Source organism: Rhodococcus sp. RS1C4 (assembly GCF_002258225.1).
Taxonomy (GTDB): domain Bacteria; phylum Actinomycetota; class Actinomycetes; order Mycobacteriales; family Mycobacteriaceae; genus Rhodococcoides; species Rhodococcoides fascians_E.
This window is the reverse complement of record NZ_NOXZ01000034.1, coordinates 135,605-148,132: the sequence shown is the minus strand read 5'-3', so window position 1 is coordinate 148,132 and position 12,528 is coordinate 135,605. Positions and strand designations below refer to the sequence as shown.

The following is a 12,528-nucleotide window of genomic DNA, read 5'->3' as shown; positions in this document are numbered from 1 at the left end:
TCGGAGGCGGGACATGACGGAGATCCTCATCGTCGGCGGCGGGTATGCCGGGCTCTACACAGCGCTGAATCTCGAGAAGAAGCTTCACCGCGACGAGGCGCACGTGACTCTGGTGGATCCTCGCCCCTACATGACCTACCAGCCGTTTCTGCCCGAGGTGGTCTCCGGCGCGATCGAGCCGAGGCACACCGTCGTGTCGCTGCGTCGGCACCTGCGCCGCACCACCCTCGTTGCCGCCACCGTGGACCGGATCGATCACGCACGAAAGCTCGTCCGAGCCCACGGCCTCGACGGCCGCGACATCGAACTGAACTACGACATCGTCGTGGTCACGGCGGGTGCCGTCACGCGGACGTTCCCGATTCCGGGTCTCGTCGACGAGGCGATCGGCATGAAGAACGTCGAGGAGGCCGTCGCGATCCGGGACAGGCTGCTCACCGCGTTCGACCGGGCAGCTGCTCTGCCCGACGGCCCCGAGCGTGCCCGCCTGCTGACCGTGACGTTCGTCGGCGGTGGATTCTCGGGAGTCGAAGGTTTCGCGGAGGCGCTGTCTCTCGCGACCGAGCAGCTGACGTACTACCCGGAGATCGGGGCCCGCGAGCTTGCGTTCCACCTCGTCGAGGCGCAGGGCAGGATTCTGCCCGAGGTGAGCGACGGGCCGGGACGCTGGGTCGTCCGGCATCTGAGGGGTCGCGGCGCGCACGTGCACCTGAACGCCCAGATGGTGTCGGCCGTCGGCGGCCACGTCGTGTTGTCGACGGGGGAAGAGTTCGACTCGGATCTGATCGTCTGGACTGCGGGCAACGCTGCGAACGGCGTCGTCGCACGGCACACGGACCTCCCCGTCGACGCACGAGGATTCCTTGTGACACGTGCGGACCTGCGCGTCGGAACCGAGGAAGAGACCGTCGCCGACGCCTGGGCGGCAGGCGACAACGCGGTGGTGCCGGACCTCGCCGTCGGGCACGGCGCGACGACGGTTCCCAATGCGCAGCACGCGGTTCGGCAAGCAAAAAGGCTGGCGTCCAACATCGTTGCAAGTGTGCGCGGCCGCGAACCGAAGAACTACGTGCACAGCAGCCTCGGGGTGGTCGCGACTCTCGGCCGGGGACACGGTCTGTTCCAGTACAAGTGGATCGTCGTCAAGGGATGGCCCGCATGGGCGATGCACCGCGGGTACCACGTCCTTGCGGTACCGACGTGGGAGCGCAAGATTCGGGTTCTGCTCGGCTGGGTCGGCGCGTTCGTCGGTCGCCGCGACATTGCCTCGCTCGCGGCGACCGTGGCCCCGCGGGATGCATTCACGAGGGCCGGGCAACCGCGCGCGAACGTCGACGGGGAAGTGGCATGATCCGGTGATGGACGACGAGACCGAGTTCTTGCCTGCACATCTCGGCGACGTCCACGACGAGCGACGCAGGTTGCTGTCGATGGCCTATCGGATGACCGGGACGCTGTCCGACGCCGAGGACGTGGTGCAGGAGACGTATCTGCGGTGGTATCGACTGAGCGAGGAGGAACGGGCGGAGATCGCGAATCCGGCGGCGTGGTTGACGCGCGTCGGGAGTCGGGTGGCACTCGATCTCCTCGGTTCTGCACGAGCGAGGCGTGAACGCTATGTCGGAGAGTGGCTTCCGGAACCGGTGCCGGCTGACCTGTTCGCCGGCACTGCTGCGGAGATCGATCCGGCCGACCGTGTCACCCTCGACGACGCCGTCGGCACAGCGCTTCTGGTGGTGCTCGAAGCGATGACTCCTGCCGAACGGGTGGCGTTCGTACTGCACGACGTGTTCGCGGTGCCGTTCGACGAGATCGCGGGGATCGTCGGCCGCTCGCCCGCGGCAACCCGGCAATTGGCGTCGGCCGCTCGACGGCATGTGCGCGAGCGACGCTCGACTCTCGTGGCGGAATCCGACCACGACGCGACGGTTCGGTCGTTTCTGGCGGCCAGCCGCGGTGGCGACATCGGCGAGCTGATGAAGGTGCTGGCGCCCGACGTGACCTTGCGTTCCGACGGTGGAGGATTCGTCAGTGCCGCCAGACGGCCGGTTCTCGGCTCCGACCGCGTGGCGCGCTTCGTGCTCGGTGTCGTCGGGAAGCAGCCCGCTCTGCGTGTCGAGGAGACCCGGATGGCGGACGGCCTCGGTTACCGTCTCGTAGCGGATGACCGGACAGTCGGGACGGCCAGCTTCCGCGTGGTGGACGGCCACATCGTCGACGTCTGGTTCATGCTGAACCCGGAGAAGTTGACCAGCTGGCTGCCGCGAAACATCTGACCCGTCACCGTCTTCGGGTCACAGAATCGTGTAACCGCCGTCCACGAGGATGTCGGCGCCGTTGATCATGGCCGCGCCAGGGGAAGCCAGGAAGACGGCCACCGTGGTGATGTCGTCGGTCTCGGCGAAGCGGCCCACCGGGATACGCGCCCGGAGAGCGTCGCCCTTCGGATTGGTCCACGCGTCTCGGCCCAGCGGTGTCATCACGACGGTGGGGGAGATGGTGTTGACGGTGACGCCGCGGCCCGCCCATTCGGCAGCGAGGACTTTCGTCAAACCCAGTACGCCGAATTTCGACGCGCAGTAGGCCGCATGTTCTTCGATGGCGACAGTTGCCGCCTGGGACGCGATGTTGACTATCCGGCCGCTGCCTGCATCCAGCATGACGCGCCCGAATTCCTGACATACGAGGAACGTTCCGGTGAGGTTGACGTTCATCGTCAGGTTCCAGAAGTCGTCGGAGAGATCCTCGGCGGCAGCGAGTCGGGCGACTCCAGCTGAATTGACCAGGATGTCCACGCGTCCGAAGTCTTCGACGACCTTGTGTGCGGCGTGTGCAACGGACGATCGGTCGGCTACATCGCACTCGACGCTGTGCGCGCCGATGTCGTCGGCCTGCTTCGCTGCCGCATCTCCGTCGCGATCGAGCAGGACGACGCGTGCTCCCTGGGCGACGTAGGCCGCGCCGATCGCTGCGCCGATGCCCGACGCACCGCCGGTGACGACGGCGACCTTGCCGTCGAGGGACAGATCGACGGGGGCGGGCAGTGCGGTCATGAAGACGGGCCTTTCTCTGTACAGGTGGCATTCGAGGCGGGGCGGGCTGGAGGGGGAGAGCTGCCGCCCCGCCTCGAAGATCGGAACCGGGAAAGTTACTGCCCGGGGATTCCTTCGTTGGCGATGTTGCCGGTCTCGAGGTTCTGAGCGGTCAGATCCACCAGTCCGTCGAGGAACGCCTGACGGTCGGTCACGACGTGCTCGATGGCGACGTCCACGTTGTCTGCGGTGATGGCAGGCATGACGTACACCGGTGCCGTGTCGACGTCTTCGCCTTGCGCGATCTTGTGGGCGACTGCCAGACCTGCCGAGAGTTCGACGGTGCCGTTCTGCAGGGACGTGCCGATGAACTCACCGCTCTTGACGGCGTTGAGGCCGTCCTCGATACCGTCGATTCCCACGATCGGGACGTCGGTGCGTCCGGCTTCCTTCAGCGCCTGCAACGCGCCGAGGCCCATGTCGTCGTTCTGCGCGACGACGCCGTCGATCTGGTCGCCGAAGCTCGAGAGCCAGTTCTTGGTCTTGTTGACGGCCTCGTCGCGCTTCCAGTTGGCGGTGTCCTTGGCCAGCACGTTGATGTCCGGGTAGTTCGCGAGTACCTGATCGATGCCCGCACCGCGGTTGATCTCACCGGAGCCACCGAGCGGTCCCTGCAGGATGACGATGTTGCCGCGCCCGCCGAGCTCGTCGGCCATCATCTGCATCTCCTGCGCGCCTGCTGCGACGTCGTCGGGCTGAACGTTGCCGGAGATCTGGTCGGTCTCGAGTTCGGCGTTCACGGCGATGACCGGGATGCCCTTGTCCTTGGCGGACTGGACCTGAGGTGCCAGCGAATCAGCCTGTGCCGGAACGACGATGATGGCGTCGACGCCCTGGTTGATGAGGGAATCGACCTGGCTGGCCTGGACCGAGACGTCGTTGTTCGCCGAGTTCCACAGCAGCTCGATGTCGTTGGCCGCAGCGTAGGTTTCCATGCCCTCCTTGCCTGCGGTGATGAAGGAACTCATGTCGTACACGGTGACGCCGATGCGCGTCTTGCCGTCCTGGGCGCTGGTGTCGCCTGCGCCGCAGGCAGTGACGCCGACGGCGAGGATGCCCGTGGCCGCCACGGTCAGCATCTTGGAAGCAAACTTCATTGTTCTTCTCCGGATCGGTGGGTAGTGAGGTGAGGGACGAGAGCGGTCAGGTTCTTCGCTTGGACGACCAGACGTCGACCGAGACGGCAGCGACGATGAGCACGCCCTTGATGACGTCCTGCCAGTACGCGGGGACGACGAGCAGGTCGAGACCGTTGTTGAGGGTTTGGATCATGAACAGGCCGAGCGCAGTTCCCCAGATGGTGCCGCGTCCGCCCATGAGGCTTGCGCCTCCGATGACGACGGCCGCGATGGCGTCGAGCTCGTAGCCCTGGCCCAGGTTCGGTGGACCGGAGATTACGCGCGACGCCAGCATCACACCGGACAATCCGGCGAGCACTCCGGACAGCGCGTAGACGCTGAAGAGAACGTTCTTGGCATTGATGCCCGCGATCTCTGCAGCGGTACGGTTTCCACCGACCGCGTAGACACGCATGCCGTAGGCGGTCCGCTTCATCACCACTGCCAGGACGATGATGCCGATGATCATCACGAGGACGGGAATTTGAAGTCCGAAGATCTTGGTGTTGGCGATCTGGCCGAACTCGGCCGGAAGGCCGTTGATCGGAGCGCCACCACCGATCACATACGCGAAACCTGAACCTGCGGTGAGCATACCGAGTGTCGCGATGAACGGAGGAACATTGATGCGGGAAACCAGGAATCCGTTGATGGAACCTGCGACGAGGCCGACGAACATCGCGACCAGCACGGTCAGCCAGACCTGTCCTGGGTTGGCCTTGGCCACAGCAGCGGACGCCATGGCGGACACTGCGATGACGCTGCCGACCGAGAGGTCGATTCCACCGGTCAGGATCACCAGCGTCTGACCGAGTGCGATCAGCGCGAACGGTGCAGCCGCGACGAGAATGGTCTGCAGGTTGTCGACGGTGCCGAATCGCGCACTGCGGTATGAGAAATACGCGATCACCAGCAGCATGACGATGACCATCGAATAGCGCAGCGCGAGCGCGCCGGCCCACGCGCTGGAGAACCGGCGCACCGGTTCCCCTGTGATGGCCGATACGGACGTCTTCTCGTCCGGTTCAGCGACGGGTGTTGTCACTGTGGTGCCTCCTCGAATGTCGACCGCTTGTCGGTCGCAACGGTGTCGCTCGGTGTATCGGTGGTCCGGGTGTCGGTCGCAACGGTGTCGGTGGTCCGGGTGTCGAGGGCCGTGGCCAGCCTGAACACCGAGTCCTGAACTTCGGGGTGATCGAGCGCATCTCGGTCCAGTTCACCGACGAAGGCACCCTCGCGCATGACGAACGCACGATGAGACAGTCCGACGATTTCCGGCATGTCCGACGACGCCATGACGACGGCCATTCCGCGGCTGGCGAATTCGGTGATGATGCGATAGATCTCGGAGCGAGCTCCGACGTCGACGCCGCGGGTGGGCTCGTCGAGCAGCAACACGTCGACGGTACCGGTAAGCCAGCGTGCGAGTACGACTTTCTGTTGATTTCCGCCCGACAGAGTTCCCACGCTCTGGCCGAGTCCACGGCTACGGAGTCGGACCGAGTCCATGGCGTCGGACACTGCCGTGGAGCGGGACTTGGTGCGAAGCCATCCGGCGATACTGAACGAGGACAGTCTCGGCAGGGAACCGTTGTCCAGCACGCTCATCGACAGCACCACACCGTTGACCTTGCGGTCCTCGGGCACCATGGCCATCCCTGCGGTGATCGCCGCCGCTGGTTTACCTTTCGGAACCGTCTTGCCGGAAACCTTCACGGTTCCCGACGTCACCGCGCGCATGCCGAACAGCGCTTCGAGCAACTCGGTGCGGCCGGCGCCGACAAGCCCGGCGAGGCCTACGATCTCGCCGCGGCGGACGGTCAGGTTCACCGGCTCGGATGCGCCGACGACCTGAAGGTTCTCGACTTCCAGGACGACGTCTCCGGTGTCCTTGCCGACGGAAGGAAAGAGATTCTCCAGTTCCCGGCCGATCATCGCAGTGACGATGTCGTCGTCGGTGATGTCCGTGAGCTTCTCGTCGGTGATCAACTTGCCGTCACGCAGAACGACGACACGGTCTGCGATCGCGCGGATCTCGGCCATCTTGTGGGTGGTGTACACCATGGCGACTCCGCGGTCGCGGAGCTGCTGCATGACTTTGTACAGCCCCTCGACTTCCCGCTCGGAAATGGCCGAGGTCGGCTCGTCGAGCATGACCACCTGTGCACCCGTGCGGGCGGCCTTGACGATCTCGATGATCTGTCGAAGGCCGACCGGTAGCGACCCCATACGTGCGGTGGGGGAGATGGAGACGTCGAAGACACTGAGGGTCTCGGCGGCTTCCTTGATCATCGCGCGACGGTCGAGGAAGAGGCCGCGCCGCTTCTCGCGTCCGACGAACATGTTCTCGTACACCGTCATGTCGTCGATCGATGCCAGCTCTTGCGGGACGATCGCGACGCCGTGACGCACTGCGTCGCGGGGATCACCGGAGGAGAGCGTGTGCTCGCCGATCGTGACCGTGCCGGTATCGGCGCGCAGCTGACCGGTCGCGATCTTCATGAGCGTCGACTTGCCCGCACCGTTCTCGCCGGCCAGAGCCGTGACGGTGCCGGGTTCGAGCTCGAGGGTGATTCCCTTCAGCACGGGAACGCCGCCGAAACTCTTGGTCACGTCCCGACATTCGAGCAGCCCGGTCATGGTCGGTCACCGACGGTGATCAGGACCTTGACGTGCTCGGGGTCGGTCGAGGCGGCGAACGCGTCCGCTGCGCGTTCCAGCGGGAACTCCGCCGTGACGAACTCGTCGATCGGGACCGTGCCCTCGGTGAGCATGTCGATTGCTTCCTGGACGTCCTCTCGCACGTACATGAGGCATCCGGCGACGACGATCTCGCGGTCCTGGATCAGATCGAGGGGGACCGGGGTGGCGCCGGCTGCGACACCGACGATCAGTACGGCGCCGCCCTTGTCGACGATGTCGATCGCCTGCGCAACCGACGATTCACGGGACACGCAGTCGATGACCACATCGGCCGGCCCGCCGAGAGCGTCTTTCGCGGCAGAGACGGCGTCGCCCGACGTCGGATCGAAACTGCCGACAGCGCCGAGACGTTCGGCGCGTGCCCGCTTGGAATCGAGCAGGTCCGCGACGACGACGACGGCACCGGCGCGGCGTGCGGCGAGCAGGACGAACAGTCCGATCGGCCCCGCACCCAGGACGGCGACGCGTTTGCCCTCCAGACCGCCGACCAGACCCGCTGCGCGGCGTACGGCGTGCACCGGTGTGGCGAGAGGTTCGATGAGGGCGGCGTGGCGGTCGTCCAGGCCGTCGGCCAGCGGGATGACGCGATCCGCGGCGATGGTGAAGGCGTCGGTGAGTCCGCCAGGGGTCTGACATCCGAAGACGGCGAGTTCGGCGCAGATGTTGTAGCGTCCCGCGCGGCATTGGGTGCAGTGCCCGCACGCCAGGTTCGGCTCGATCACCACGCGGGTGCCCACGAGCGAGGCGTCGGCACCGTCACCGACGGCGTCGACGACGCCGACGACCTCGTGGCCGGGGCGGAACGGCAGGTCGATGAACGGATGACGGCCGTGCGCGGCGTGAATGTCGGATCCGCAGATTCCGACGACCGTGCTGCGCACCCGCACTTCACCGGGTCCGGCTTCGGGAACGTCGACGGTCTCGACGCTGACGTCGTCGATTCCTTCGACGAGAATGCGTCGAACGGTTGCAGTTTCGGTGCTCACCATGCTGTGTAGCCTCCGTCTGCGACGAGAACCGATCCGGTGATGAAGCTTGCGGCGTCACTGGCGAGGAAGACGACGCTCGGGGCGATCTCCTCGGGCATCGCGTAGCGCTGCATCGGTGCATCCTCGATCCAGTAGCGCTGCAGATCGGGCCGGTCGACGGGTGCCATCTCCGTCTTGCAGTAGCCGGGTGCGACTGCGTTCACGCGTATTCCGAGCGTTCCCCATTCCGCGGCAAGTGATTTGGTGAGGTGGTGCACGGCTGCCTTCGATGCGTTGTACGCGGGTTGCATCTGGGGGCGGTTGACGATGATGCCGGACATGGACCCGATGTTGACGATCGAGCCCGTGCCGCGCTCGCGCATGTGTGCGCCGACAGAAATGCTGCACTCCCACAATGCTTTGACGTTGAGATCGAAGACGTTGTCCCACTCGTTCTCGGTGACGTCCCACGAATCGTTGTGGTAGCAAGTGCCGGCGTTGTTGACGAGAATGTCGATCCGACCGAGCTTCTCGAGTGCCTCGGCAGTCATGCGCTCGATGTCGGCACGTTCGGTGATGTCGGCGGTGATGGCCTCGAACGTGTATCCCTCGGCTGCGGCCTCGGCGACGACCTTCTCGTTCCGTTCTGCGCTGCGTCCGGCGATGGCGACGTGGGCGCCCGCAGCGGCGAGACCGAACGCGAACGCGCGTCCGAGTCCTTGGTTGCCGCCCGTGACGATTGCGGTTCGTCCGGTCAGATCGAAAGGATTCTTGCTCATGCTGGCACCACTATCGACTTGAGGCTGGCAGGGTCGGTGTCGCTCTCGAGCGCGTCGGCGACGTGTTCGAGGTCGTAGCGTCCGGTGACGAGTCGATCGAGATCGACGAGCCCGCTGGACGCGAGATGGATTGCCGCCGGCCAGGTGTCGGTGTAACGAAACACGCCGGTGACGGTGATCTCCAGGTTCTGGATATGGCTGATCGGCAGTGGGTAGTTGTCGGCGCCCATCCCGACGAGGACGACACGGCCTGCCGGGCCGACGGCGCGGATGCCGCTCTGGACGGCGGGGACTGCGCCGCTGGCGTCGACGAACGCGTCGACCTGGGGGGCGAGTGCTGCGACATCCTGGGTCATCGGGTCGATGACCTCGGTCGCGCCGAAGGTGAGGGCGCGTTCACGCCGCGACTCGACGGGATCGGAGACCACGATGCGTGCCGCCCCGAATGCACGCGCTGCTTGGGCGGTGATGATGCCGATGGGTCCGGCTCCGGCGATCAGGATCGACGATCCCGGCACGATGCCCGCTTTGCGCATCGTCGTGACGGCCACCGACAGCGGTTCGAGAAGTGCAGCAGCCTCGTCGGACAGCGAATCCGGGACGGGGTGTGCGAAGTCGGCGTCGATGGTGACGTACCGGCAGAACGCGCCGTCGATCGGCGGTGTCGCGTAGAACTTCATGTCGGGGCACAGGTTGTAGCGGCCGGCCATACACTGCGCGCAGCGGCGGCACGGATGCTGTGGTTCGACGGCGACGCGCTGGCCGATCCGCGCGGTGTCGACACCGTCACCGACAGCGGCGATGCGGCCGGACAATTCGTGGCCGAGCACCATCGGGTCGTTCACGACGAAGTCGCCGATGCGTCCCTCCCGGTAGTAGTGCACATCCGAGCCGCAGACGCCGACAGCAGCGACCTCGATCAGAACTTCGTACGGTGCCGGGGTGGGGACGGGTCTGTCCTCGATCTCGAGCGTGCGCACGCCGGTCATCACGCTCGCGCGCATCGACGATGCGGGAGGTGTGGGTGTGGCGGTGGTCATGATTGTCCTTCCGGCAGTGAGGGATCGGTGAGTAGGGCGCGGCCGACGACGAGCGTCGTGGCGCCGGCGGAGCGGCAGCGGGGTATCAGGTCGGGTGTGACACCGCCGTCGACAGTGACGTCACCGTGGGCGGAGAACGTTCGCACGGACTCCAGTCGATCCGGGTCTGCAGTGCCGGATGTACCCGGCTCCAGAAGCATGACGAGCACCCCGTGGTATCCCTGCAGATCCTCGGTGGTGGGTGGAGTGTCGTCGAACTCGTCCCAGACCGCTGCCCAGAATCGGCAGTTGCGTTCGTCCCGAATCCCGATGGGTACGTACAGATCTCCGCAGTCCGGGATCGTCGGCAGCATCATGCGAACTCCTGCGGCGCTGCCGATGAGATGGATCCCCATCATGGGCTGCGGAACAACTTGGGCGAGTTCGGCGAGCTCGGCGGGGTCGATGCCGGTGGGCAGACCTTCCCCTGGCGCCATGACGTCGACGTGCACCGAGATTCCCGCGGCGACGAGGGCACGCGCGGCGTCGATGCGTGAGCCGGATGGAGCAGCGTAGATGCTTCCCGCCAGGATGCTTTCGAGGCCGGTGTGCCAGGGAGCGAGCGCGACGGTCATGGCGCGTCGCTCCGATCGAGCACGTCCACAGCTGCTGCCCGACGCCAGTTCTCGCGAACCGCGTCGATGTCGCGCTCGGTCTTGCGGGGCGCAACCGTCGCGCGGTCCGTGGGCGTCCAGCGCTGAGAGAGCGCGACCATGCCGTCGATGTCGTGACCCGCAGCGACCGCCGCGGCCTGTACGCACGCGCCGCGAGCGGTCGCCTCGTCGGCGTCGGGCACGGTCACCGTGTCGCCGGCGAGATCCGCCAGCAGTTGCAGGGTCGCCCGCGACCGGGCACCGCCTCCGACGACCGTCAGGGGGCCTTCGCAGCGAATGCCGAACGAGCGTAGTGCGTCTCGGCCCGAAAGCAGGGACAGCAGGGGGCCTTCCAGGAATGCACGTGCCATTTCCTCGCGCGTCGTCGCCGACGTGATCTCGGACAGCAGCCCACGGGCGTGGGGACGGTTGGGCGTGCGTTCGCCGTCGAGGAACGGCACCAGCGTGGGGCCGACAGTCGGTCCCGCGGCGAGTGCGAGCTCGGCGAGGCCGGTGTGATCGGTTCCGAGGATCCTGGCCGCAGTGTCTCCTACCCGTGCCGCGTTGAGGGTGCAGATGAGCGGTAGGTAACCGCCCGTCGCGTCGGCGACCCCGTTGACGACGCCGCCTTCGTCGAACACCGGGGTGCGCGTGGAGGTCGCGACGACGCCCGACGTGCCGAGACCGACGTATTGATCGCCGTCGCGCAGGCCGAGACCGAGGTACGCGGCGTGCTGATCGCCTGCACCTGCGCCGACGAGTACCGGTCCGGTGATGCCGAGCTCGGTGGCTGCGCGCTCGGTCACGTGGCCTGCCGCGTCGGCGCCGCCGAGGACAGTCGGCAGCATCGGAAGCCAGTCACGTGCGCCGGCAGCGGCATCGAGGTACTCGGGTAGCCAGGAATCGGTCGTGGCGTCGAAGTATCCGGTGCCGGACGCGTCGGAGCGATCGGTCACGGCTCGGCCGGTGAGGCGGTAGGTCAGGTAGTCGTGCGGAAGAAGAACGCGTTGCGCGGCATCCAGTACACGGGGTTCGTGCTCGGCCACCCATGCGAGCTTCGCGATCGTGAAGGCGGCGGTGGGCAGTGACCCGATCCGGCGCACCCATTCCGGCCCGCCGATTCGCTCGACGAGTTTCGCCAGCTGGTCGGCGCCGGTCGTGTCGTTCCACAGTTTGGCAGGACGTAGGGGTTCGTCGTCCGCGCCCAGAAGAACCAATCCGTGGCATTGTGCTGCCACCGACATCGCGGAGACCGAGACGTCGCCTGCGGCCGCCAGCGCGGCGCGGACGGCGGTGACCAGGGCGTCCCACCACGACCGTGGATCCTGTTCGCTGCACGGCGGGAATGCGGGCGTGTGCGGCGCAGTGCCGGAGCCGAGGAGGTCACCGGTGTCGGCGTCGCGGACCTCCGCTTTGCACGACTGGGTGGACGAGTCGATGCCGATGACGACGCTGCGGCTCACAGTCCCACCACCGGTGCGTCGTTGCTGTCCAATACGTCCTCACGGGTGCCGACGCCCCCTGCGGGATGCGAGTTGACGACGTCGTGGAGGGTGTGGCCGGTGAGCGCCATGGCGACGACGCTGACTGCGTCGCCCCATGCGCCGACGGCCAAGGTGCTGGCGAGCGCGATCATGTTGCCGGGATCGGCATCGGGTGCGGTGGTGGGTAGTTCGGCGATGTCGGTTGCTGCCCGGGCGAACGGAGAGTTCGCAGCTTCCGTGACGGCGACGACTCGAATCCCGCGACCGACGAGTCGGCTCGTCAATTGTGTGAGTTCGGCCGATCGACCGGTCTTCGAGATCGCGAGGACGAGGTCGTCGGTGCTGATCGCAGCCATCCCGCCGTGGAGTGCATCCATCGCGGGGAGGTACAGGGACGGGGTTCCACATACCGACAACAGGTGAGCCAGTCGTTCGGCCATGATCCCGGACGTGCCGGAACCGGTGGTGATGACCTTGCCCCTGGTCTCGACCAGTGCCCGGGCGACGCGAACGACGCTCGGTTCGACGGTGTCGGCCAGGCCGTTCAGGCCCGAGGCCTCTCGGACCAACACCGTGTGCGCGAGACGCTGCAGTTCAGCGTCGTCGAGCTCGCTCATATGTAGTACCTCACTGCTCACGTGATTTGTGAACAGGATCATGCATGGCTAGTTGCTCATATGTCAACGAGGTTGCTCATATGAGCATGAGGCAT

At 66.3% G+C, this 12,528-nt stretch carries 12 protein-coding genes; 2 read left to right on the top strand and 10 right to left on the bottom strand.

Translation table 11 applies throughout. The features are described from left to right. Positions 1 to 13 precede the first annotated feature (13 nt). The gene (locus CH289_RS17860) at positions 14 to 1,351 is read left to right on the top strand and encodes an NAD(P)/FAD-dependent oxidoreductase (protein ID WP_037138591.1); all 1,338 of its coding nucleotides are present in this window, start codon (positions 14 to 16) and stop codon (positions 1,349 to 1,351) included. A 7-nt stretch (positions 1,352 to 1,358) separates the two neighbouring features. Then, entirely contained in the window at positions 1,359 to 2,276 is a 918-nt protein-coding gene (sigJ, locus tag CH289_RS17855; RefSeq protein ID WP_019667690.1) for an RNA polymerase sigma factor SigJ, read from the top strand. A gap of 18 nt (positions 2,277 to 2,294) precedes the next feature. Here sigJ and CH289_RS17850 read toward each other — a convergent pair whose 3' ends face one another. The 10 genes from CH289_RS17850 to CH289_RS17805 form a co-directional block, all read right to left on the bottom strand. Further along, positions 2,295 to 3,053, bottom strand: coding sequence for a GolD/DthD family dehydrogenase (locus CH289_RS17850; RefSeq protein WP_019667691.1), 759 nt, complete (start codon positions 3,051 to 3,053; stop codon positions 2,295 to 2,297). Positions 3,054 to 3,148: 95 nt separating this feature from the next. Further along, complete coding sequence (locus CH289_RS17845) at positions 3,149 to 4,189, bottom strand: substrate-binding domain-containing protein (RefSeq protein WP_019667692.1); 1,041 nt, start codon at positions 4,187 to 4,189, stop codon at positions 3,149 to 3,151. Between the two features lie 46 nt (positions 4,190 to 4,235). Next, positions 4,236 to 5,255, bottom strand: a complete 1,020-nt coding sequence (locus CH289_RS17840; protein ID WP_020112716.1) for an ABC transporter permease — start codon at positions 5,253 to 5,255, stop codon at positions 4,236 to 4,238. Beyond that, a complete protein-coding gene (locus tag CH289_RS17835; protein ID WP_019667694.1) occupies positions 5,252 to 6,850 on the bottom strand; it encodes a sugar ABC transporter ATP-binding protein in 1,599 nt (532 codons plus the stop codon). The genes CH289_RS17840 and CH289_RS17835 overlap by 4 nt, the downstream gene beginning before the upstream one ends. Beyond that, positions 6,847 to 7,902, bottom strand: a complete 1,056-nt coding sequence (locus CH289_RS17830) for a zinc-dependent alcohol dehydrogenase (protein WP_037138599.1) — start codon at positions 7,900 to 7,902, stop codon at positions 6,847 to 6,849. The genes CH289_RS17835 and CH289_RS17830 overlap by 4 nt, the downstream gene beginning before the upstream one ends. Beyond that, positions 7,896 to 8,660, bottom strand: a complete 765-nt coding sequence (locus CH289_RS17825) for an SDR family NAD(P)-dependent oxidoreductase (RefSeq protein WP_019667696.1) — start codon at positions 8,658 to 8,660, stop codon at positions 7,896 to 7,898. The genes CH289_RS17830 and CH289_RS17825 overlap by 7 nt, the downstream gene beginning before the upstream one ends. Further along, on the bottom strand, positions 8,657 to 9,700 hold the full coding sequence (locus CH289_RS17820; RefSeq protein WP_037138612.1) for an NAD(P)-dependent alcohol dehydrogenase: 1,044 nt from the start codon (positions 9,698 to 9,700) through the stop codon (positions 8,657 to 8,659). The genes CH289_RS17825 and CH289_RS17820 overlap by 4 nt, the downstream gene beginning before the upstream one ends. Further along, the gene (locus CH289_RS17815) at positions 9,697 to 10,314 is read right to left on the bottom strand and encodes a beta/alpha barrel domain-containing protein (protein WP_094728285.1); all 618 of its coding nucleotides are present in this window, start codon (positions 10,312 to 10,314) and stop codon (positions 9,697 to 9,699) included. Before CH289_RS17815 ends, CH289_RS17820 begins: the two co-directional genes overlap by 4 nt. Next, positions 10,311 to 11,795 (bottom strand): xylulokinase, encoded by a 1,485-nt coding sequence (xylB, locus tag CH289_RS17810; RefSeq protein WP_037182047.1) that lies wholly within the window; start codon positions 11,793 to 11,795, stop codon positions 10,311 to 10,313. Before xylB ends, CH289_RS17815 begins: the two co-directional genes overlap by 4 nt. After that, positions 11,792 to 12,433 carry an SIS domain-containing protein gene (locus CH289_RS17805; protein ID WP_230595456.1) on the bottom strand — a complete coding sequence of 214 codons (642 nt, stop codon included), beginning with the start codon at positions 12,431 to 12,433 and terminating at the stop codon, positions 11,792 to 11,794. The genes xylB and CH289_RS17805 overlap by 4 nt, the downstream gene beginning before the upstream one ends. Positions 12,434 to 12,528 lie beyond the last annotated feature (95 nt).